Consider the following 21894-nt stretch of genomic DNA (forward strand, 5'->3'; position numbering starts at 1 on the left):
GGTACCTCACGCCATGTCGTTCTGGTTCGCCCGGGTGAGCCGGAACTGGACGACCGCGATCGCGGCGAGCACCACGAGCAGCGCGACCGACATGGCCGACGCGTACCCGAAGTCGTACCCGCGGCTGAAGGCGACCTCGTAGATGTAGTACTGGATGACGTTCGAGGCGTTCGCCGGCCCGCCCTGGGTCGCGACGGAGACGGTGTCGAACACCTGGAACGAGCCGATCATCGTCACGATGAGCACGAGGCCCAGGTACGGGCGCAGCAGCGGCATCGTGATCGACCGGAACATGCGCAGCTCGGACGCGCCGTCGACGCGGCCCGCCTCGTAGAGGTTCTCGGGGATCGTCTGGAGGCCCGCGAACAGCAGGAGCGCCGTGTAGCCGAGATGGCGCCACACGTTGACGAGGGCGATCGTCGGGATCACGAGCGACTGGTCGCCGAAGAACATGATGCGGTCGCCGCCGAGCGACTCGACCAGCTCGTTGACGAAGCCGAGCTGGTAGTCGAGCAGCATGAGGAAGAGCATCGCCGCGACGACGTTGGACACGAGGTAGGGCGTGAGGATGATGCCGCGGACCACCAAGGACCGCGTGAGCCGGTGCATGAGGACCGCCACCACCACCGCGAGCACCGTCTGGAGGCCGATGTTGAGCAGCACGTACCAGACGGTCACCTTGAAGGCGTTCCAGAACACCGGGTCCGCGACCATCCGCTGGTAGTTCTCGAGCCCCACGAACCCGCCGGTGTTGAAGGCGGTCGAGTCGGTGAGGCTCAGCCAGATCCCCCGGAGCGTCGGCCACAGGAAGAACACGACGAACCCGATCCCGGCGGGCAGCACGAACAGCAGGGCCGCCGGCAGGTTCCGCAGCTCCTGCGACCGGCGTCGCGCCGTCGGAGGGGCGGCCGCCCGCCGCGCACCCGTCACCTGCGTGGTCATCGCTCCACCTCCACGTGGATCAGCACCGCCTGGTCCGGGTCGAGCGCGGGGACGCTCAGCCCGACGGACCCGAGGGCCGCTCCGCTCAGCCGGAGCCCGCCCGCCCACCACGCGGGCGCCGACCGCGGGTCGTCGGCGCGGACCACCGACGGCCCGGACGGACGGACGACGTAGGTCGCGTCGGGGTCGAGACCGGGGAGCTGCACGCGCCCCGCGGGCCACGTCACGTGGCGCTCGCGCAGCGTGATCCCGTACAGCGCCTCCGTGCGGTCCGGGCTCACCGCGCCGTGCAGCCACAGGTCACCCCCCTCCAGCGACCGGCGCACCACGCGGCCCGTGTGCACGAGGTGGCGCACCTGCTTGTAGTGCTCGACCCAGTCGGCGAGCTCGCGCCGCTCCGCCTCGGTGGCCTCCGAGAGGTCCCACTCGATCCCGAAGTGGCCGAAGAGCGCCGTCGCCGCGCGGAACGACAGGTCGAGCCGGCGCCCGGTCGTGTGCGCCCGGTCTGCCCCCACGTGGCTGCCGACCAGCTCGGGCGGGAGGAGCTGCGCCGTCCAGCGCTGGATCTGCTGCCGCTCGTGGGCGTCGATGCAGTCCGACGCCCAGACCCGGTCGGTCCGCTCGAGGATCCCGAGGTCGACGCGCGCTCCGCCGGACGAGCAGGACTCGATCTCGAGCCCCGGGCACCGTGCGCGGACCTCGTCGAGGAGGCGGTACGTCGCGAGGGTCTGCTCGTGGACCCCCGCCCGACCGGTGCGCGTCGAGCCCGCGTCGACGAGGTCGCGGTTGTGGTCCCACTTGATGAAGTCGACACCGTGCTCGCGGACGATCGCGACGATGCTCGACAGCACGTGCTCGTACGCGCCCGGGTGCGAGAGGTCGAGCACCTGCTGGTGCCGCGCCTCGACGGGGAGCCGTCCCTCCACCTGGAGGATCCACTCGGGGTGCCGCCGCGCGAGGTCGGAGTCGAGGTTCACCATCTCGGGCTCGAACCAGAGGCCGAACTCCATCCCGCGCCCCTTGACGTGCCGGACGAGGTCGGCGAAGCGCCCCTCTCCCCAGACGTCGTCGGACACGGTCCAGTCGCCGAGGCCCGTGGCGTCGTCCCGACGCCCGCCGAACCACCCGTCGTCGAGGACGAACCGCTCGGTCCCCACCTCGGCCGCGAGGTCGGCGAGCTCCTTGAGCCGGTCGAGGTCGTGGTCGAAGTACACGGCCTCCCACACGTTCATGACGACCGGCCGCGGGGTGCGCGGGTGCCCGGGCCGTGCGCGGAGGTGGTCGTGGAAGCGCGCGGCGAGCGCGTCGAGACCGTCAGCGTGGCTCGCGTAGAGCCAGGGGCCCGTGTACGACTCCTCCGGAGCGAGCTCGACCTCGCCGGGGAGCAGCAGCTCGCCCCCGAGGAGGAGCCGACGCCCGTCGAAGGTCCGCTCTGCGGAGACGACGTGGTTGCCGCTGAACGCGACGTGGACTCCCCACGCCTCCCCGGCGTCGAACCCGAAACCGGGCTCCCCCGCGACGAGCACGGTCGCGGCGTCCGCGCCGGTCCGGCCGTGCCGGCCCTCGCGGACGTGGGAGCCGACGACGAAGGAGGACCGCTGCGGGACCCGCTCCTTGGCCCAGCGACCGGCGAGGTCGAGGAGCTCGTCCGCCGTCGTGGGGACGGGCAGGGCGAGCCGCAGACCCTCGAGCGCGTAGGGCCGGGCGGCGACGTTGGTGACGCGGCCGCGGAGGCGGAGCAGCCCGGAGGGCAGCATCTCCAGCTCCAGCCCGAGGCGCAGCCCCGCGTCCGCGTCGCGCGCCTCGACGACGACCGCACCGCCGTCCCGACGCTGGTCGACGTCGATCCGGACCGGGCGGAACCGCGGCGACCAGCTCGCGCCCGCGCGGTGCCCCGCGAGTCCCGGCGTGCCCGTCCACCCGGTCCAGGACTCGGGCAGCAGCGAGACGCGGACGCCCTGGTCGACGCCGTTCGTCGCGAGGACGGGGCGGGTCGCGCGCTCGAGGGCCTCGAGGTCCTGCCGGCTCTCGCCGATGTCGGAGCCCCAGTGCAGGACCTCGGGCAGACCGTCCTCGGGGAGCAGCAGGACGACGGCGGCACCCGCCGCCGCCAGACGCACCACCCGGGGCCAGACGGGGGTCCCGCCCGCGTCACGGACGTCCTCGGCCATCGTTGTGCTCACCACGTACGCGCACTCCCTCGTCGCCCCGCACCGGTGCGGGTCCTGCAAACGTTGGTCAGAAGTTAGCGCACACATCCGGGGTTCTGCAAACGTCGGTCAGAATGGCGACGACCCATCGGCGTGGTCGCGACGCGAGAGAAGGCCTCGGGCCGGGGGCAGACACGTCGGGCCGCGCCGTCGGGGACGGGTGCGCCAGACCGAGCGGCCCGGGAGCACGTCAGGCGCGCGGGGTCTCAGGCGCGCAGGGGTGTCAGGCGCGCGGGGGTGTCACGCGCGCAGGGGTGTCACGCGCGCGACATCGGGCGCTCCGGGGCGTGGGGTCAGGCGCGCGGCGGCGCGGCGCTCTCCCGGACGACGAGCGTGGGCCGGGTCGCGCTGTCCTCCGGCGGCTCGCCCGTCTCGACCCAGCGCGCCAGCATCCCGAAGGTGCGCCGTCCGAGGTCGACGAAGTCCTGGGCGACCGTCGTCAGCGGCGGGCTCCACATGCGCGCGAACGGCTGGTCGTCGAACCCGACCACGCTGACGTCCTCCGGGACGCGACGCCCGCGCTCGGCCAGCGCCCGCATGACGCCGATCGCGAGCTCGTCGTTGCCGCACAGGACCGCGGTGACGTCGGGGTCGTCGGCCAGTCGCAGCCCCGCCTCGTAGCCGGAGTCGGGGTCGTAGCTCGCCTGGACGACGTCCGGCCGCTCGACCCCGGCCGCCTCCAGCGCGCGTCGCCACCCCCAGCTGCGCCCGCTGCGCGGCCGGGTCGCGGGGATCGCGACGTGGTGCACGGTGCGGTGCCCCAGGCCCAGGAGGTAGCGCGTCGCCTCCTCGCCGCCCGCCTGGTCGTCGAGGAACGCGTGCGGTCGCGGCCCCTGCCGGCGTCGCGCACCCGCGGCCGCCACGACGGGCAGCGCCTCCGGCAGCGCCTCGAGCGTGCGCACGCCGAGCGAGTCGAACTCGACCACGATCGCCCCGGCGAGCGACTGCGACAGGACGAGGTCGACCGCGCGGCCCAGGTCGCGGGGGGCCTCCGACTCCACGACGGCGATCGAGACGACGTAGCCCGCGGCGCGTGCCGCCTCCTCGATCCCCTGGAGCGTGGCGGCGTAGCCGTAGCGCAGCGTGTTGCGCGCGAGCACCGCGACCGTCGACCTCCGCCCGCTGACGAGCGTCTGCGCAGCGGCGTTGGGGCGGTAGCCGAGCTGCGAGACGGCGGCCTGCACCTTGTCCCGCAGCCTCGGGCTCACCGGGGTACGTCCGGTGAGGACGCGCGACACCGTCGAGACGCTCACCCCGGCGAGCTCAGCCACGTCGGAGAGCACGGGCGGCTGGTGTCTGGGAGTCGTCACCCCGGAAGGCTACGCCGAATCCCGACCTACGTTTGCACGAAAGGACACCGCCACGGCGCACGCACTCCCCCTACGCTGGCGCGCATGGACCTCGCGCGCTCGATCCCGCTGTTCGTGCTCGCCGCGGTGCTGGAGATCGGCGGGGCATGGCTCGTGTGGCAAGGGCTGCGCGAGCACCGGGGCTGGCTGTGGATCGGGGCGGGCGTCGTCGCGCTCGGGCTCTACGGCGTCGTCGCGACGCTCCAGCCGGACGCGAACTTCGGGCGCATCCTCGCCGCGTACGGCGGGGTGTTCGTCGCCGGCTCGCTCGCGTGGGGCATGGTCGTGGACGGCTTCCGCCCGGACCGCTGGGACGTGGCCGGCGCACTGCTGTGCCTCGCCGGCGTCGCCGTCATCATGTACGCCCCACGCCCCGAGTGACCGAGGCCCCCCGTCCACGCCCCTGCCCATCCCCCGCCGAGCACGACGTCGCCGTCGCTATCCGGCGGACGACGACAGCAACGTCGTGCTCGACGAGGCGCTCCCGGCGACGCGGTCCTCCGGGCGCTGGGCGAACGGGCGGATGCGGTCGAGATAGTCGGCGATCGCCTCGCGGTTCTTCTCGAGGATGCGGATGCGGTCCTCCAGGCGCGCGAGCTCGGTCTCGAGGAGCGCGATCTTGTCCGGGTAGGCGTTGTGCAGGTGGATCTCCGGCGCGTTGCCGAGGCACGGCAGGAACTCCTTGATGATCTTCGTCGTGAACCCCACCTCGAGGAGCCCGCGGATCTGCAGCACGCGGTCGACGAGGTGCTCGCCGTACTCGCGGTAGCCGTTCTCTGCCCGCTCGGGCGTGAACAGGCCCTGCTCCTCGTAGTACCGCAGGAGTCGCGTCGGGGTCCCGGTGCGCCGGGACAGCTCGCCGATCCGCACGTGATCCTCCTCACCGGGTCGTGTCGCTTGACCTTCACATCAATGTCAGACATCGATGCTAACCCCATGTCCACGACGAGCACACCCACCACCGGCCCCACGGCCGCCGCCGTCCCGGGCCCCGTCTCGGCCGCCGTCCCGCGCCCCGCCTCGGCCGACACCCCGGCGACCCCGATGACCCCGGTGACCCCCGGCCGCCTGCCCGTCGCCGCGCTCCTCGCGCTCGCGGCGTCGGGGTTCCTCACGCTCCTCACCGAGATCCTCCCCGCGGGCGTGCTGCCCGCCATGGCCGCCGACCTCGGCGTCGGGGCGGGCGCGGCCGGGCAGACCGTCACCGCGTTCGCCGTCGGGGCGATCGTCGCCGCGATCCCGCTCACGCGCGCCACCGCGCGGTGGGACCGCCGCACGCTGCTGCTCGTGGCGGTCGCGGGGTTCGTCGTCGCGAACACCGTCACCGCGGTGTCGTCGTCGTTCGCGCTGACGCTCGTCGCGCGCTTCGCCGCGGGGCTCGTCGCCGGGCTGACGTGGGCGCTCCTGCCCGGGTACGTGCGCCGGATCGTGCCCGCGGACCGCGTCGGCCGCGCGATGACGATCGCCATGGCCGGGGGTCCGCTCGCCCTGACGCTCGGCGTCCCCGCCGGGGCCGTGCTGGGCGCCGCCGTCGGGTGGCGCTGGACGTTCGGTGTCCTCTCCGTCGTCGGGGTCGCGCTGCTCTCCTGGATCCGGCTCGGCGTCCCCGGCGCGGCGGGCACCCCGCGCGGCGCGCAGCTCGCGATCCGCGCCGTCCTCCCCCGCCCCGGCCTGCGGCCGGTGCTGCTCGTCGCCGGGCTCAACGTGCTCGCCAACACGTCCCTGTACACGTACGTCGCGGTCCACCTCGCGCACCTCGGCCAGGGCTCGCGCACCAGCGCGCTGCTCCTCGTCCTCGGCGCCGCGTCCGCCGGGGCGCTCGTGCTCGTCGGGGCGCTCATCGACCACCGCCTGCGCGCCCTCACCCTCGGGTCGGTCGTCGTCTTCGCCCTCGCGATGCTCGTGCTCGGCCTCGCCCCGACGTCGACCGTCGTCGTCGTGCTCGCCGTCGCCGCCTGGGGTGCCGCGTTCGGCGGCGCAGGGACGCTCTACACGACCGCCGCCGCCCGGGCCGCGGGCGACGGCGCCGACGTCGCGCAGTCCGCGCTCGTCACCGTGTGGAACACGTCCGTCGCGCTCGGCGGTGCCGTCGGCGGCGCGGCGCTCGCCGTCGCGGGACCGGGCGGCCTCCCGTGGGTCTCCCTCGCGCTCATGGTCCCGGTGCTCGCGACCGTCGCCCTGGGTCGGCGGCACTCCTTCCGCTGAGACGGCCGCCGAGCACGAGGACGCTCCGCGTCGAGCACGAGGTTCCCGGCGTCCTCGCCACGAGAACGCCGGGAACGTCGTGCTCGGCGGGAGGGCGTGGTCACCGGGGGCGCGCTGTGCCAGGATGCGCGCGTGGCCATCGACGCCCCGACCGGCAGGGGGCCGACGCACGCCGTCGGAGCCGGAGACCTCGACGACACGCTGCCGGAGCTCGAACCCGCGCACGGCCCCTACGCGAGCTGGTCGCGCCGGGTCGTCGCGTCGCTGCTCGACACCGCGATCGCCGCGACGGTGCTGTTCCTCGCCGTCGGGCCGGCCTACGAGGTCGCCTGGATCCCGACGATCAGCTTCGGCGTGAGCACGGAGGCACCGGTGCCCGGCGGGGGCTGGTGGGCCTTCGGCACCGCGGCCGCGCTCCTCGCCCTCCAGGCCTGGACGGGCGCGACCCCCGGCAAGCGGACGGTGGGGATCGTCGTCGTGCACGACACCACGGGTCGCCCCGCGGGCCTCGTGCGCACGGTCCTGCGGAGCGTGGCGCACATCCTCGACGCGCTGCTCTACATCGGCTTCCTCCGCCCCCTGTGGAACGCGCAGCGCCGCACGTTCGCCGACTCGCTGTGCAGCACCGTCGTGCTCCGGCGCGTCCGACCGCCCGTCCCGTTCCTCGGCCCGGGCACCGGTCTCGGCGGCCCGACGCCGTCGCGCGTCGTGACCGGCGCGGCGACGGTCCTCGCGGCGGGCAGCGCCGTCTTCATGCTCGGGCCCGCCACGTCCACCACCGGCGACCCGGAGATGCAGTCGTGCACGCCCGAGGTGGCCGCCGGGTCTCCGCTGACGGTCAGCAACATCGACGTGTCCGGCTGGTCGGAGGCGGGCACCGTGACCCGCTGGGGCGTGACCCGCACGGACCCGCTCCCCGCCTGGGCCGGCGAGGAGGCGGGCCTCGAGGCGGCGTTCACCGTCGACGTCGCCCCGGGGACGACGCTCGACGGGCCGCTGGACGGCGCGCTCGTCCTGCGCCTCACGACGTGGCAGGGCGACGAGCTGGGCGAGTTCCGGTCGTCCTTCCGCGTGGAGCAGACGCCGGATGACGGGCCAGCGTGGGAGTCGGTCGAGCCCACGTCGCCGGGCTCCGGCCTCGACGCGGTCCACGTGCCGGCGGGGACGGTCGACCTCCTGCCGGCGGCCTGGCGCTGGGAGGCCTCGGTGGTGGTCGACGGCGAAGAGGGACCGCAGACCATCGCCACCTGCGGAGCCCGCGCCCCCTCCTGACCCGGCCCCCCGCTGCCGTCGAGCACGGGGTCGGCGACCGGGATCGGGCTCGGGCGGTCGGGAACCCCGTGCTCGACGGCCGGGTGGGACCGCAACATCGCCGAAACGTCCAGGACGACCGGGGGAAACGTCGCGGTCGCACGATGAGGGGGCGCCGGGCGGCGAGCCCGGCGCACCAGCATCGTCCCGACCCTCCGCCGCCCCGCGCGACGGAGTCCCCGAGGAGGCTCCCGTGCCGGACAACCGCCCGCTCTTCTCCGCACCGTCCGCCCCGACGTCGGCCGGCCCGACGACCACGACGGCGCACCGCGCAGCCGACCACGGCGCCGCGCCCGACCTCAACGTCCACGGCGAGCCGCGGCGTCGGGCGAACCCCGGCGACGAGCTGACGGTCGACCCGACCGACCGCCGTCGGCGCGCCCGCGCGGCGCTGCTCGACCTGCGCCGTGACGTCATCCGGAGGAGCTCGACCGGCTGGTGACGAGCGGCCGCGCGCGTGGGCGGCGCCGCGTAGGTTGGTCCCCATGCGGATCGGAGCCCACCTCGACCAGTCGGACGTCATCGCGCAGGCAGCGAGCATCGGCGCGGACGTCGCCCAGATCTTCCTCGGCGACCCCCAGTCCTGGAAGGGACCGGAGTTCACGTTCCCGGGCGGCGCGGAGGCCCTGAAGGACGCCGCCGCGGCGGCGGACCTCGAGCTCGTCGTGCACGCGCCGTACGTCATCAACGTCGCGAGCCCCAACAACCGCATCCGCATCCCGAGCCGCAAGCTGCTCCAGCAGATCGTGGACGGCGCGGCGGCGGTCGGCGCGACGGGCGTCGTGGTCCACGGCGGGCACGTCACCGCGAAGGAGGACCCGGCGAAGGGCTTCGACAACTGGCGCAAGGCGATCGACGCGCTCCAGACGGACGTCACCGTGTACATCGAGAACACCGCCGGCGGCGACTTTTCGATGGCCCGCCGCCTCGACCGCATCGAGGGCCTGTGGGCGGCCGTGCAGCAGGCCGACGGCGCCGAGAACGTCGGGTTCTGCCTCGACACGTGCCACGCGTGGGCGGGCGGCATCGACCTCACGATGGCGGTCGACGACGTGCGCGCGATCACCGGCCGCGTCGACCTCGTCCACCTCAACAACAGCCGCGACACCGCGGGCTCCGGCGCCGACCGCCACGCCGGCCTCACGGGCGGGACGATCGACCCGGAGCTCCTGCTCGGGGTCGTGCGCGCGGCGGGCACGTCGGTCGTCTGCGAGACGCACGCCGACGTCCCGGCCGACGTCGCGTGGCTGCGCGAGCAGGTCGGCTGAGCCGTGGGAGACCCGCGCCCGCTGCGGCTCCGCAACGTCACCGTCGACGCGCGCGACCCGCGCGCGCTCGCGGAGTTCTACCGGCGCCTGACCGGCTGGGCGTACACGCCGGGCCACGAGGTCGCCGACCCGGCGGGCGACGACTGGCTCTCGCTCCAGGTCCCGGGCGGCGCGTCGCGCCTCGCGTTCCAGCGGTCCGACGCCGAGGTGCGACCCTGGCCCGGCGGGGCGCGCGTGCACGTCGACCTCGACGTCCCCGACCTCGACGCGGCGCACGAGCACGCGCTCGCCTGCGGCGCGCGCCCGCTCACGGGCACGCCGGAGGACGAGGGCCACCCCGACGACCTGTTCCGCGTCTACGCGGACCCGGAGGGCCACCCGTTCTGCCTGTGCTCGCCGCCGCTCGACCACCCGTGAGCGGCCGGTGCAGGGCCGCCCGGCGCGAGGCCGGTCCCCGCAGGACCAGCCCGCGCGCGACCGGCCGGCGCACCGGTCAGTAGCCCGACCCGGCGGCGGGGGCCGCGTCCATGATCTCGGTCCCGTCGGGCGCCACGACGTGCCAGACGCCGTTCACGCCCTGGCCGGTGACGTCGCCGGGGCCGGTGTCGGCCGCGTACGTGTAGACCGGGCGGCCGTCGACGGTGACCTGGAGCTCGCCGTCGACCCCGGTGATGGTGCCGACCTCGCCCGTCACGCCGTCGACCTCGGGGTCCGCGCTCGCCGCGTGGACGGCGGGCCACGCGGCGGCGCACTCGCCCTCGCACGCGCTCGTGCCCGAGCCCTTCGTGTCCTTGTCGTAGTAGTAGACGGTCATGCCCTGGCCGTCGACCACGACGGTCCCGAGCGAGGAGTCCGCCGTGCCGAGCGCGACGTCCGAGGAGCCGCCGCCCGCCGAGCCGTCGGAGGTCGAGCCGTCGGTGGTCGAGCTGCCCGTGCTCGATCCCGACGGGCTGGAGCCACCACCCCCGTACAGACCGCCTCCCCCGCCGGAGCACCCGGCGAGGGTGGCGGCGAGCAGGGCGGTGACCGCCCAGGTGGTGGCGGCCGGGACACCGGTAGTCAGGGTGCGTCGCATGTCGACTCCTCGGAAGGACGGTCGGGGTCGCGAGCACGGCCCCTACTCTCACGACGGCGCGGCGCGCCGCGAGGTTCACCGGCCCGCCCGCGCGTCGGTCCGCACGCCGCACGCCCGTCCGACGGCCCGTCCGACCGCCGGCCGCGCACCGTCGACGGGGGCCGGGTGAACCGATCGGGCCGCTGCCTCGTCTCCCAGGTGACGGAGTCGCAGAGGATGATCGGAAGGGGCAGACGTGCGCAGGAGGACGAAGGTGCTCGTGGGGGTCGGGGTCGGTGTCGTGGTGCTCGGCGGTGCGGCCGTCGCGTTCGGCCCGGGCCTGTACGCGGACTGGTCCAACCGCGCGGCGGCCGAGGAGCCGACGCTCGACGCGTCGTCGGGCGACGGCGCCACGCTCGACCCGGCGGACCTGGCCGGTGCGTGGACGGTCGGGGACGGCTCGTACGCGGGGTACCGCGTGCACGAGGTGCTGCAGGGCGAGGACGTCACGGTGACCGGCCGGACCGACGAGGTCACGGGGTCGTTCACCGTCGCGGACGGCGCGCTCACCGCGGCGTCGATCGAGGTCGACATGGCGAGCGTCGCGACCGACGAGCCGCCGCGCGACGCGTACTTCCGGGGCGACGCGCTCGAGGTCGGGACGTACCCGACCGCGACGTTCGAGCTGACGAGCCCCGTGGACCTGCCGACCGGGTCGGGCGACGTCGAGCTCGCGGGCGACCTGACGATCCACGGCGTGACGCAGGCCGTCACGGTCGAGGCGCAGGTCGGCCCGACCACCGACGGCGTCCAGGTCGTCGGGAGCGTGCCGATCACGTTCTCCGACTTCGACGTGGAGGCGCCGAGCCTCGGGTTCGTCACGGTCGACGACGCGGGCAGCGTCGAGTTCGGCCTCGACCTCGTGCGGTCGGCCGGGTCGTGACCGACGGGGAGGTGCCGCGCGTGCGCGCCGACGCCGACGACCTGCTGCGGGCGGTCCACGCCGCGCACGGGCCGGCGCTGGAGCGCTACGTCGCGCGCCTCACCGACGACCCGGCGCAGGCGCAGGACGTGGTGCAGGAGACGTTGCTGCGCGCGTGGCGCCACCCCGAGGTGCTGGAGCGACCGGAGGGCTCGGTGCGCGCGTGGCTCTTCACGGTGGCGCGCAACCTCGTCGTCGACGAGCTGCGCAGCGCGCACCACCGCCGCGAGCTCGCGAGCGCCGACGTGCCCGACCGCGGCGAGGCCGACGCGACCCAGGCCGTGCTCGACGCGTGGCTCGTCGCGGACGCGCTGGTCTCGCTCTCGCCCGAGCACCGGGCGGTCGTCGTCGACGCGTACTACCACGGGCGCTCCGTGGCCGAGATGGCGTCGGCGCACGGTGTCCCGCCCGGGACGGTGAAGTCCCGCATGCACTACGCGCTCCGCGCGCTGAGGCTCGCGCTGCAGGAGAAGGGAGTCTCGTCATGACCGCCACCCCGGACCCGTACCGCGAGTGGGACGCCGCCTACGTGCTGGGCTCGCTCAGCCCGCGCGACCGGCGCGCGTTCGAGCAGCACCTCGCGACATGCGCGGCGTGCCGCGAGGCCGTCGCGGAGCTCGCGGGCATGCCGGGCATCCTCGGCATGCTCACGGCCGAGCACGCGGACGCGCTCGTCGACGACGCGCGCACCGACGTCCCGGCCGAGGCGTCCGGCGGGGCGGGGGGCGCCGTCGTGCCGCTCGCGGTGGTGGCCGCGAGCGCCCGGCGCCGCCGCACCCGACGGCGGTCGCTCCTGTCCGTGGCGGCGGTGGGCCTGGTCGTCGCGGGCGCCGCGGGCGGCGCGGCGGTGACGCGGTCCGACGACGTCCCGCCCCCCGCGACGTCCGGCACGACCCAGGTCGCGCTCGAGCCGGTCGGCGGCGCGGACGTGCGCGCCGAGCTCACGCTCACGCCGGCCTCGTGGGGCACGCGCCTCGACTGGTCGTGCTCGTACCCGGCCGGGGTCTGGGAGGACGGCGCGACGTACGAGCTCGTGCTCGTGGACGACGACGGCACGCGCTCGGTCGTGGCCACGTGGTCCTCGACGGAGGCGGGGAGCTCGTCGGGCCTGGGTGCGTCGTCGGCGGTGCCGGTGGACGGGATCGCGCGGCTCGAGCTCGGGGTCGTGGGGGTCGACGGCGCGCTCGCGGCCGCCGACGTCTGATCCCGGCCCGCCTCCCGAGGGCACAACCCTCAGGAATGCCTCTGGTTGAACGCTCAATCGGACTTCCGCAACGCTGAGCCAGACCTCGCCGACCCCCGCGCCGGCCCCGCGGGAACGCTGAGGCGACCGCCGGAGGCTCCTTGTCGACAGCACTCGTCGACCTGGAGCCTCCGGTGAACACCACTGCCCCGCACACCCCCCGCCACCGCGCCGAGGCGGCCGCCCGTCCCGCGGACGGGCCCGCCGTGCGCGTCGTCGTCGTCATCCCCGCCCACGACGAGGAGCAGGCGCTCCCCGCCACCGTCGCCTCGCTCGCGGCCCAGACGCGTCGCCCCGACCGGGTGCTCGTCGTCTCGGACAACAGCACGGACGCGACCGTCGCGGTCGCCCGCGCCGCCGGCGCGGACGTCATGGAGACCGTGGGCAACACGGCCCGCAAGGCGGGCGCGCTCAACCAGGCGATCGCGACCACGACGGAGGACGTCGTCATGGTCCTCGACGCGGACACGACGATCGCCCCCACGTTCGTCGAGGAGGGGCTCGCCGTCCTCGCCTCGGCGCCCGAGGTCGCCGCGGTCGGCGGCGTGTTCCGCGGTCGGCCGCCGCAGGGCTACCTGCAGCACTGCCAGGCCAACGAGTACACGCGCTACGGCGTGCAGGTGGACCTCACCGGCCGCACGGCCGTGCTCACCGGGACCGCCGCGCTCGTGCGCCGCACCGCGCTCCAAGAGGTCGCCGACGCCCGCGGCTCGGTCCTCCCCGGCGAGCGCGGCGACGTGTACGACCGGCACGCGATCACCGAGGACTCCGAGCTCACCCTCGCGCTGCGCACGCTCGGCCACGAGCTGCGCTCCCCCGTCACGATGAGCTGCACGACCGAGCTCATGCCGACGGCCGGCGACCTCCACCGGCAGCGCGTCCGCTGGTACAAGGGGATGCTCGACAACCTCGCCGAGTACGGGCTCACGCGCACCACGTGGCGCTACGTCGGGCAGCAGGTCATGCTCGCCGTCGGCACGCTCATGATGGCGGCCTACCTGCTCCTCACGGTCGTCACCCTCGTGACGGGGACCTTCACGCTGTCCCCGCTGTGGGCAGCCGTCGGGCTCGTCTTCGTCGCGGAGCGCCTCGTCACCGTCTGGGGCGCCGGGCGGCGCGCACGGCTGCTGGCCGCGCTCGTGCTGCCGGAGCTCCTCTACGACCTCGCCCTGCAGCGCGCGTTCCTGCACGCCGCAGCGCTGTTCGTCACGCGGCGCCAGACGACGTGGAACCACGTCGCCGCCACCGCCTGACCCTCACCCCTCCCCTCGCCGACCCGCCCCGTCGCGCACGCGACCGGGACGTCCTCGGCATGCCCTCACCCGTCCCGGAAGGACTGCAGCCATGTACAACTCGACCCTCGCCCAGACCGCCCCCGTCCTCGCCGTCACCGGCGTCGCGACCGCGTTCCACGTCGTCGCGGCCTGGACGCTCCTCGTCGCGGGCCTCGCGCTCGTCACGACGGCGCGCGTCCTGCGCCGCCGGGCCGCCGCCCGCGCGCAGCGCTGAGAGACGGCCGACGAACAGCCCTGCCCACGACCGGTGGGGACGGTCGTGGGCAGGGCCTTCCTCGTCGCGCCGTCAGCCGACGGCGTTCCGGCGCCGGGCCGCGGCCACGGCCAGGAGGCCGAGGAGCAACAGGAGCGCTGCCCCGCCGGCGACCCACGCCAGCGTCGCGCCGGTCGTGGCCAGCGACCCGCCGGGCTTGCCCGGCGTGCCCGGGTCGCCGGGTCGGTCAGGCGTCGCGCACGCCTGGGCGGCGTCGGTCAGCCCGTTGTGGCCGATCCCGGCGGTGTTGGCGAACCCGCCGCTGCCGTCGGAGCCCGGCTCGGGGCAGGTGAACGTCGTGTCGTCCACCTGCTCCGTGTCGAGGGTCGCGACGACCTCCACCCGGTAGGTGTGGGTGGCCCCAGCGGCGAGGCTCACGCCGGTCGCCACGACGTTGGCCGGGTCGCCCTGCGCGCCCTGGCCCGTCCAGGAGCCCGACGGCGTGACGCCGTCGGGCGCCGAGGTGACCGTCGCGCTCCGGACCTCGATGCCGGCGCCGTAGCGCAGGCGGTCGGTGAGGTCGTAGACCCCGGCGGCGGCGCCGTCGTTCGTGGCGGTGACGGTGTAGGCCACCGTCCACGACCCGTCGGGACCCTTGACCGGCGCGCCGTCCGTCGACTTGGTGATGTCGACGGAGGGCACGGGCGCGCAGTCGGTGTCGGTCTGCGTCCCGCCCGTCTCGTCCGTGAGCGTCGCCGCGTTGTTCAGCCCCTGCTCGGTGAGGTTGCCCCCGGGAGCCGCGGTGCACGCGGGCGAGCCCGTGCCGTCGTCCTCCACGTCCGTGAAGTGCAGCGGCACGACCGCGATCACGGTGACGCGGTAGACGTGCGGGGCGTACCCCTCGTCGTCCAGGCCGCCGATCACGACGTCGGTCGCGATCCGCCGGTCGGTGTCGCCGTCGAACCCGTCGTTCAGGGTGACGCCGTCCGGACCGGTCACCGCGACCGAGTCGACGGTGATGACCGGGGCGAAGAGCAGCTCGTCGTCCAGGTCGTAGGTCGTGGCCTCCCCGCCGACGTTGCCGACGGTGAGGTCGTAGACGACCTCCCACGTCCCGTCGCCGGTCGGTCGAGCGGAGACCAGCGCCTTGTCGAGGGTGGGCTTGCCCGGACGCACGCACTCCTCGTCCTGCCCTGGGACGCCGTTCCAGTCCACGGCCGCGACGTTGTTCAGCCCGCCGGGCACCGTGCCACCGTCCGTGGTGCACACGTCCGTGTCCGGGATCTCGACGTCGGACAGGTCCGCCGCGTACCGCACCGTGACCGTGTAGGTGTGCACGACCGGGCCCGTGCCGGCACCCGCGATGGGCTGACCGGTCACGATCCGGACGTCCTCGAGGCCGTCGAAGCCCTCGTTGACGCCCACGGACTCCGGCGCGTCGGTGACGACACCCTGCACACCGACGACCGTCACGCCCGCACCGGGGGCGAGCGTGTCGTCCAGGTCGTAGACCCCGGCACCCGGGCCCCGGTTGGTCACCGTGACCTCGTACACCACGTCGTACACGCCGTCCTCGCCCTCGACCGGCGTCACCGCACCCGAGAGGGACTTGGTGATGTCGAGGAGCGGGAGGGTCGCGCACACGTCGTCGTCCTGCGTCTCGCCGTTGTGCGTCAGCGTGCCGGCGTTGGCGAGACCACCGGTCTCGCCGGACCCCGGCTCGGGGCAGGCGAGCGTGTCCGGCGTGACCGTCGCGGCATCGAGCGAGACCACGACCCGCACCTGATAGGTGTGCGTGGCACCGGCCTCGAGCGTGGCCGCCGTGGCGACCACGTTCTCCTCCGAGCCCGCCTCGCCCTGGCCGGTCCAGCCCGCGTTCGGCTCGACACCGTCCGGCGCCGTGGCCACCGTCGCCGACTCGACGACGATGCCCTCGCCGTACTGCAGCCGGTCGACCACGTCGTAGTCGCCTGCGGCCTGGCCCGTGTTGGTGGCCACCAGGTCGTACGTGATGGTCCACGTCCCGTCGCCGTTGCCCGTCGGGCCCGCCGAGATCGACTTGTCGAACTCGATCAGCGGCAGCGAGGCGCACACCTCGTCCTCGACCACGATCCCGTTGTGGTCCAGGCTCGTCGAGTTCGCCAGACCACCGTTCTCACCGCTGCCCGGGGGCGGGCACTGCAGGGCCACCGGGTCGATCGTGGCCTCGTCCATCTGGACGGTGACCTCGACCTGGTACGTGTGCGTGCCCCCCGCGGCCAGCTCGATCCCCGAGGCCACGAGGTTCGCCGGGTCCGCGTCCTCGGCGCCCAGGCCCGTCCAGTCGGGATTCGTCTCCACCCCGTCCGGAGCCGTGGTCACCGCCGCGTCGAGGATCTCGATCCCGTCGCCGTAGTGCAGGCGGTCGAACACGTCGTACTCGCCCGCCGCGCCACCGACGTTCTCGGCCACGACGTCGTAGACGATCGTCCACGTCCCGTCACCGTTCGGCGTCGGGCCGGCAGAGATGGTCTTGTCGACGGTGATCGCCGAGATCGTCACGCACGCCTCGTCCGAGTCGGGGATGCCGTTGTGGTCGATCCCCGCGGAGTTGGACAGACCGCCGTCCTCCCCCGTCCCGGGCGCGGCGCAGTCGGTGACCGCGGGAGCACCCTCCGTGCCCTCGGCCAGCGCGATGACGACCTGCACCTGGTACGTGTGCGACTCGCCCGCGGGCAGGTTCACACCCGTGGCGATGACGTTCTCCGGCGCGCCCTCGGCGCCCAGGCCGGTCCACGTCGGGGACGGGGCCACACCGTCCGGCGCCGAGACGACGGCCCCGGACACCACGGTGAGGTCGCCGTCGGCCGTCATGCGGTCCGTGACGTCGTACGTGCCGTCGGCCGCGCCGGAGTTCGTCGCGACGACGTCGTACGTCACCGTCCACGTCCCGTCACCGTTCGGCGTCGGGCCCGAGGAGACCGTCTTGGTCACGTCGACGAGCGGCAGGGTGGCGCACACGTCGTCTCCCCGGGTCTCGCCGTTGTGCGTGAGCTCGGTGGCGTTCGCCAGCCCGCCGTTCTGGCCCGAGCCGGGCTCGGGGCACTGCAGCGCCTCCGGGGTCACGACCTCCCGGTCGAGCGAGACGACGACCTGCACCTGGTACGTGTGCGTCGCGCCCGCGTCCAGCGTGACGCCCGCCGCGACCAGGTTGTCGGCCGAACCGGCCGCTCCTCGACCGGTCCAGCCCGTCTCGGGCTCGACACCGTCGGGTGCCGAGGTGACGGCGGCCGACTCCACGACCACTCCCTCGCCGTACAGCAGCCGGTCGACCACGTCGTAGTCCCCGGCGGCCTGCCCGGTGTTGGTGGCGACCAGGTCGTAGGTGATCGTCCAGGTCCCGTCGCCGTTCGGCGTCGGGCCCGCCGAGATCGACTTCTCGATCCCGATCAGCGGCAGGGACGCGCACACGCCGTCCTCGGCCACGATCCCGTTGTGGTCGAGGCTCGCCGAGTTCGCCAGACCACCGTCCGCACCCGACCCGGGCGGCGGGCACTGCAGGTCTGCCGGGTCGATCGTGGCCTCGTCCATCTGGACCGTTACCTCGACCTGGTAGGTGTGCGACGCGCCCGCGGCGAGCTCGACGCCGGACGCCACGAGGTTCTCCGGGTCGGCGTTCTCCGCGCCCAGGCCGGTCCACCCCGCGTTCGTCTCGACCCCGTCCGGTGCCGCGGTGACCGCGGCGTCGACGATCTCGATGCCGTCGCCGTAGTGCAGGCGGTCGAACACGTCGTACTCGCCCGCCGCGCCGCCGACGTTCTCGGCCACGACGTCGTAGACGATCGTCCACGTCCCGTCACCGTTCGGCGTCGGGCCCGCGCTGATCGACTTGTCGACGACGATGTACGCGATCGCCACGCACGCCGTCGCGTCGTCGGTCAGGTCGTTGTGCTCGACCGTCGCCGCGTTCGACAGGCCGCCCGGAGAGGCCCCGGGCTCGGCCGAGCACGGCGTGATCACCGGCGCGCCCTCGACGCCCTCGGCGATCCCCAGCACGACCTCGACCTGGTAGGTGTGCGTCCCGCCCGCGGGCAGGACGACGGCGGAGGCGATGACGTTCTCCGGGGCACCCTCGGCGCCCAGGCCCGTCCACGCCGCGTTCGGCGTGACACCGTCCGGGGCGGTGACCACGGCGCCCGAGCGGACCTCGAGGTCACCGTCGGCCGTCATGCGGTCCGTCACCTCGTAGGTGCCGTCGGCAGCGCCCGCGTTCGTCGCGACGACGTCGTAGGTCACCGTCCACGTCCCGTCACCGTTCGGCGTCGGGCCGGCGGAGACCGTCTTCGCGATGTCGATCGACGGGATCGGCGCGCACGCCTGGTCCTCCTCGGTCTCGCCCTCGGGGCCGGTCAGCCCGGAGGTGTTGTTGAACCCCTGGTCCGCGTCGGACCCCTCGGCGGGGCAGGCGGTCGGTGCGTCGGCGCCGGAGCCGGCGCCGTCGAGCTGCAGCGGCACGTCGGCGAGGACGGTGACGCGGTAGACGTGCGGGGCGTAGCCCTCGTCGTCGTTCCCGGCCAGCGGCACGTCCGCCGCGATGAGCGTGCTGCCCTGGCCGTCCCACGCCGGGTCGGCGAGGACGACGCCGTCGGGCGCCTGCGTCACCGTCGCGGAGACGATCGTCGCCTGGTCCGTGAAGTGCAGCGCGTCCGTCAGGGAGTAGGTGGTCGACGGGGTCTGCGTGTTCGACACGACGACCTCGTACACGACCTCCCAGCGACCGTCGCCGACCGGGGTGGCCGAGACGACCTCCTTGGTGTGCGTCGGCGTACCGACGACCACGAACCCGGCCGGGTCGCAGTTGATCGTGGGCTCGACGCCCGAGTCCGCCGGCACGTCCGCGTCCGCGCACGCCGTGTTCACGACGGAGTCGGCGACGGGCTCGGTGAGCTCGATCTCGAACTCGTGGCTCTCGGTCGCTCCCGGGGCGAGGGACTCGATCGTGAACGACCCGAGCTCCGGCTGCAGGTCGTCGGAGACCGCGACGTTCGTCAGCGTCCCCTGACCCGTGTTCTCCACGACGATCCGGTAGCGGACCGTGTCGCCGACGCGGAACCGCGGGTAGTCCAGCGGGTCGTTCGCGTCGCGCCACTCGCCGTCGGCGTCCTGCACGTACTTCTTCAGCGACGCCGAGTAGTAGTTCGCGATCGAGGTCGACGCCGACGTGCGCATGACGAGGCGCGTGTTCTCGGCACGGCCCTGCGCGCGGTTCACGAGGACGTCGCCCCCGACCATGCCGTCGGTCACGACCGGGACGTCGAGCGTCAGCTCGCCCCGCGCCGGGAGGGCGCCGGTGATGACGCGCACCGCGGTGGCGTCGGGGGTGTACGTGGTGCTCCACCCGACGGTGTTGCCGGTGGTGCTGCCCGCCGAGCCGTTCGTGGCGTCGGCCGGGTCGTCGGTGAGCGTCGCCGGGTCGGCGGTCGTGTAGTAGACGGTCCCCCCGACCGAGGACGTCACCGGGCCGTCGAGCCGGTACGAGCCCGAGAACGCGGTCCCGCGGCCGTCACCCACGTACGGGAGGATGTCGATCACGTCGACGAACTCCTGCGGGAGGGGATCCTCGGAGCGCACCAGCACGGTCCACGAGCCCGCGCCCGCGCCGTCGCCGGCGAGGTTGGGGATGAACGCCTGGTCGGCGGTCTTGATGATCCGCGTCAGCCCGGACTCGTTGACGACGACCGTCGCGGTCGCGGAGTCCGACTGCACGCCCTCCGCCGAGGCCGTGACGGTGTTGACCAGCCGCTCACCGCCCCCGATGTCGTCGGCGTACTCCACGTCGTAGGTCAGCGACTGGGGAGCGTTCGTGGGCACTCCGTCCAGGGTCCAGGTGAGCACCTGCTGGCCGGAGCCGTTCGTCGTGGCGACCGGCTCGGGGCTCGCCGAGCCCGCGACGTACGTCGCACCGAGCGGCAGCGTGTCCACGAGCTGGTAGTCGTCCACCGTCGGGGCGACCGCCCCGGTCCCGTTCGCGGAGTAGCTCAGCGTATAGGTCGCCTGCCCGCCCGGGTCGACCGTCGTCGGGAGCACCGACTTCGCCACGTCCGGCGTGACACCGACGATCCGCACGATGTCTCGACCGGACTGCGCGAACGGGTAGCGGGCGTCGGGGGTCAGCGCCGCGCTCGGCCCGGCATCGCTCGCCGACCTCGACCGCGCCGCGTTCACCCAGGCGTTCGTCGCGGACGACGGGTTGATGTACGACCCCCAGGTCCACACGTCCTGGCCGACCTGGGCGCTGGGCAGCAGCCGCTGCGTCGCCTGCAGGACGAGATCGCGCTGCCAGCGTGCCGCCGTCATCGAGTACGTGGCCCGGACCGCCTTGACGGTCGACAGGTCCGCGGGGCGGGTCGTGGTCCAGCCCGTGGTCCCCTCGCACGTGAACGCGTTCGGGTCGTAGGACGCGCTCGCGGGGTTCACCAGCGCCGAGGTGCCGACGTAGTAGGCGACGGGCAGGCCGGCGGGCTCACCGGTCGTCCCGTTGTCGAAGCGCGTGACGGCGCCCGTGAACTCCACGTACCGCGTGTCCAGCACCAGGCAGAGACCACCCTGGGTGGAGCTCTGGTTCTGGACGTTCGGGTAGAGCACACGCACCCCCGAGCCGAGCTCCGACTCCGGGGCGACGCGGTAGGTGTCGGACCAGACGGTCGCGCTCGAGCCCGTGTAGACGGGCTGCCACGCGTGCGACCAGACGCCCGTCGTCCAGTTCTTCGCCGTGGTGTTGTTCGCGGGGTCGTCGTTCGTCGTCTGCCCGTCGACCGCGGTGTAGGTCGGCGCGCTGGACGTGACCGAGATCTGCCCCGCGCCCGCCGTCGTGACGACCCGCAGCTGGATCTGCCCGGACGCGACCGCGACGCGGTCCGTCGGCAGCGGGTTCCCGGCCGAGTCCGTCGTCGGCACCTGCGCGTGGCTGTAGTCGATCCCGGCCAGCGTCAGCGTGTACGACGTCGAGCTGTTGCGCGTGAGCGTGCAGGACCCGACGGACGGCGCCACCTGGCTCGCGTCGTGCGTCCCGCCCGACCACGGGTGCCCGGTCGCCGTCCCGCTCGTGAACGCCGAGCAGGCCTGCGGCCCGACCTGCGTGGCCGCGCCCAGGCTGTTGGAGACCGTGAGGTCGTAGCTGACGGGGTCCTGACCGGCGGGGCTGTTCGGGCCGTGGAACAGCGTCCAGTTGAACGTGAAGTCGCGGGACGTGTCGTTGCGCGTGCTCCCGGACACGCTCTCCACCCAGTGGATGTCCTGCACGAACCCGTTCTGCACGGGCAGCTCGGGCAGCGACGTCTGCTGGTCGGCGATCGTGGCGCCCGCGCTCACGGTCTCCCCGGACACGGCCGTCACGCGCATCGGCGTGGTCAGCGAGAACGCCGTGCCCTCGGTCTGCGTCCCCACGTTGCACACGAGCGTCGAGCCGTCCTCGGAGACGCTCGACGCGGGGTCGACGCCCTCCACGAGGCACGCGGGCGGGAGCGCGTCGAACACCGCTCCCTGAGCCGCGACCGTCACCGTGACGTTCTCCACCGGCGCGTTGCCGGGCGCCGCCGCGTCGTCGTTGAGGTTGAACCACCATGTGGCGGACACCGCGTCACCCGTCTCGAGCGTCGCGGGCGTGGTGTCGGCCCAGGACCCCTCGAGCTCGTACACGGTCGCCGCCGTCGCGGGCAACGCCGCGGCCGTGAGGCCCGCGCCTCCCAGGACCAGGGCCGTGACGCCACCGATCAGGCGACGTGCACGCGCCCCTCGCCACCACGAACCGGTGCGGGCGTGCCGGGCGCCGCGGGGTGCCGCGTGCCTGGCGGGTCGCCCGCC

General features: G+C 74.2%; 17 protein-coding genes. 11 read left to right on the plus strand and 6 right to left on the minus strand.

What is annotated here, in order from left to right:
• Positions 1-6: 6 nt before the first annotated feature.
• From B9L22_RS05785 to B9L22_RS05795, 3 genes are all read right to left on the minus strand, one after another.
• Positions 7-942: a carbohydrate ABC transporter permease gene (locus tag B9L22_RS05785; RefSeq protein WP_086149513.1), complete on the minus strand. Its 936-nt coding sequence runs from the start codon at positions 940-942 to the stop codon at positions 7-9.
• The gene (locus B9L22_RS05790; RefSeq protein WP_086149514.1) at positions 939-3113 is read right to left on the minus strand and encodes an alpha-galactosidase; all 2175 of its coding nucleotides are present in this window, start codon (positions 3111-3113) and stop codon (positions 939-941) included. Before B9L22_RS05790 ends, B9L22_RS05785 begins: the two co-directional genes overlap by 4 nt.
• Before the next feature lie 332 nt (positions 3114-3445).
• Positions 3446-4462 (minus strand): LacI family DNA-binding transcriptional regulator, encoded by a 1017-nt coding sequence (locus B9L22_RS05795; RefSeq protein ID WP_076403988.1) that lies wholly within the window; start codon positions 4460-4462, stop codon positions 3446-3448.
• A gap of 84 nt (positions 4463-4546) precedes the next feature.
• Between B9L22_RS05795 and B9L22_RS05800 the strand changes: the two genes are divergently transcribed.
• Positions 4547-4882 carry a YnfA family protein gene (locus B9L22_RS05800; protein WP_086149515.1) on the plus strand — a complete coding sequence of 112 codons (336 nt, stop codon included), beginning with the start codon at positions 4547-4549 and terminating at the stop codon, positions 4880-4882.
• Between the two features lie 57 nt (positions 4883-4939).
• Here the strand turns inward: B9L22_RS05800 and B9L22_RS05805 are convergent, their stop codons facing one another.
• Complete coding sequence (locus tag B9L22_RS05805) at positions 4940-5371, minus strand: MerR family transcriptional regulator (RefSeq protein WP_021483088.1); 432 nt, start codon at positions 5369-5371, stop codon at positions 4940-4942.
• Positions 5372-5437: 66 nt separating this feature from the next.
• Here B9L22_RS05805 and B9L22_RS05810 point away from each other — a divergent pair, with 66 nt between their 5' ends.
• The 5 genes from B9L22_RS05810 (at position 5438) to B9L22_RS05830 (ending at position 9702) form a co-directional block, all read left to right on the plus strand.
• Complete coding sequence (locus B9L22_RS05810; protein WP_198947207.1) at positions 5438-6706, plus strand: MFS transporter; 1269 nt, start codon at positions 5438-5440, stop codon at positions 6704-6706.
• A 132-nt stretch (positions 6707-6838) separates the two neighbouring features.
• Entirely contained in the window at positions 6839-7978 is a 1140-nt protein-coding gene (locus B9L22_RS05815) for an RDD family protein (RefSeq protein WP_158097152.1), read from the plus strand.
• A gap of 232 nt (positions 7979-8210) precedes the next feature.
• Complete coding sequence (locus tag B9L22_RS05820) at positions 8211-8459, plus strand: hypothetical protein (RefSeq protein ID WP_086149518.1); 249 nt, start codon at positions 8211-8213, stop codon at positions 8457-8459.
• A 43-nt stretch (positions 8460-8502) separates the two neighbouring features.
• Positions 8503-9285 (plus strand): deoxyribonuclease IV, encoded by a 783-nt coding sequence (locus tag B9L22_RS05825; protein ID WP_086149519.1) that lies wholly within the window; start codon positions 8503-8505, stop codon positions 9283-9285.
• Positions 9286-9288: 3 nt separating this feature from the next.
• Positions 9289-9702 carry a VOC family protein gene (locus B9L22_RS05830; RefSeq protein ID WP_198947208.1) on the plus strand — a complete coding sequence of 138 codons (414 nt, stop codon included), beginning with the start codon at positions 9289-9291 and terminating at the stop codon, positions 9700-9702.
• Between the two features lie 76 nt (positions 9703-9778).
• Here B9L22_RS05830 and B9L22_RS05835 read toward each other — a convergent pair whose 3' ends face one another.
• A complete protein-coding gene (locus B9L22_RS05835) occupies positions 9779-10360 on the minus strand; it encodes a hypothetical protein (protein ID WP_086149520.1) in 582 nt (193 codons plus the stop codon).
• Positions 10361-10595: 235 nt separating this feature from the next.
• On the opposite strand from B9L22_RS05835, the gene B9L22_RS20450 reads away from it, so the two are divergent.
• The 5 genes from B9L22_RS20450 to B9L22_RS19935 all read left to right on the plus strand — a co-directional run bounded on the left by B9L22_RS20450 (position 10596) and on the right by B9L22_RS19935 (position 14073).
• Complete coding sequence (locus B9L22_RS20450; RefSeq protein ID WP_233139753.1) at positions 10596-11282, plus strand: YceI family protein; 687 nt, start codon at positions 10596-10598, stop codon at positions 11280-11282.
• Positions 11283-11302: 20 nt separating this feature from the next.
• Entirely contained in the window at positions 11303-11809 is a 507-nt protein-coding gene (locus tag B9L22_RS20455; RefSeq protein WP_269467723.1) for a sigma-70 family RNA polymerase sigma factor, read from the plus strand.
• On the plus strand, positions 11806-12525 hold the full coding sequence (locus tag B9L22_RS05845; RefSeq protein WP_086149521.1) for an anti-sigma factor: 720 nt from the start codon (positions 11806-11808) through the stop codon (positions 12523-12525). The genes B9L22_RS20455 and B9L22_RS05845 overlap by 4 nt, the downstream gene beginning before the upstream one ends.
• 173 nt (positions 12526-12698) lie before the next feature.
• Positions 12699-13817, plus strand: coding sequence for a glycosyltransferase (locus B9L22_RS05850; RefSeq protein WP_051028347.1), 1119 nt, complete (start codon positions 12699-12701; stop codon positions 13815-13817).
• Between the two features lie 91 nt (positions 13818-13908).
• Positions 13909-14073, plus strand: coding sequence for a hypothetical protein (locus B9L22_RS19935; RefSeq protein ID WP_158097153.1), 165 nt, complete (start codon positions 13909-13911; stop codon positions 14071-14073).
• A 72-nt stretch (positions 14074-14145) separates the two neighbouring features.
• Here B9L22_RS19935 and B9L22_RS05860 read toward each other — a convergent pair whose 3' ends face one another.
• On the minus strand, positions 14146-21729 hold the full coding sequence (locus tag B9L22_RS05860) for a hypothetical protein (RefSeq protein ID WP_143317086.1): 7584 nt from the start codon (positions 21727-21729) through the stop codon (positions 14146-14148).
• Between the last annotated feature and the right edge of the window lie 165 nt (positions 21730-21894).

The organism is Cellulosimicrobium sp. KWT-B, from assembly GCF_002127155.1.
Taxonomy (GTDB): domain Bacteria; phylum Actinomycetota; class Actinomycetes; order Actinomycetales; family Cellulomonadaceae; genus Cellulosimicrobium; species Cellulosimicrobium funkei.

Coding starts and splice junctions, on each gene's coding strand:
- B9L22_RS05785 (WP_086149513.1), bottom strand. CDS start 942: ATGACCACGCAGGTGACGGGTGCGCGGCGGGCGGCCGCCCCTCCGACG.
- B9L22_RS05825 (WP_086149519.1), top strand. CDS start 8,503: ATGCGGATCGGAGCCCACCTCGACCAGTCGGACGTCATCGCGCAGGCA.
- B9L22_RS05800 (WP_086149515.1), top strand. CDS start 4,547: ATGGACCTCGCGCGCTCGATCCCGCTGTTCGTGCTCGCCGCGGTGCTG.
- B9L22_RS05790 (WP_086149514.1), bottom strand. CDS start 3,113: ATGGCCGAGGACGTCCGTGACGCGGGCGGGACCCCCGTCTGGCCCCGG.
- B9L22_RS05835 (WP_086149520.1), bottom strand. CDS start 10,360: ATGCGACGCACCCTGACTACCGGTGTCCCGGCCGCCACCACCTGGGCG.
- B9L22_RS05810 (WP_198947207.1), top strand. CDS start 5,438: ATGTCCACGACGAGCACACCCACCACCGGCCCCACGGCCGCCGCCGTC.
- B9L22_RS19935 (WP_158097153.1), top strand. CDS start 13,909: ATGTACAACTCGACCCTCGCCCAGACCGCCCCCGTCCTCGCCGTCACC.
- B9L22_RS05845 (WP_086149521.1), top strand. CDS start 11,806: ATGACCGCCACCCCGGACCCGTACCGCGAGTGGGACGCCGCCTACGTG.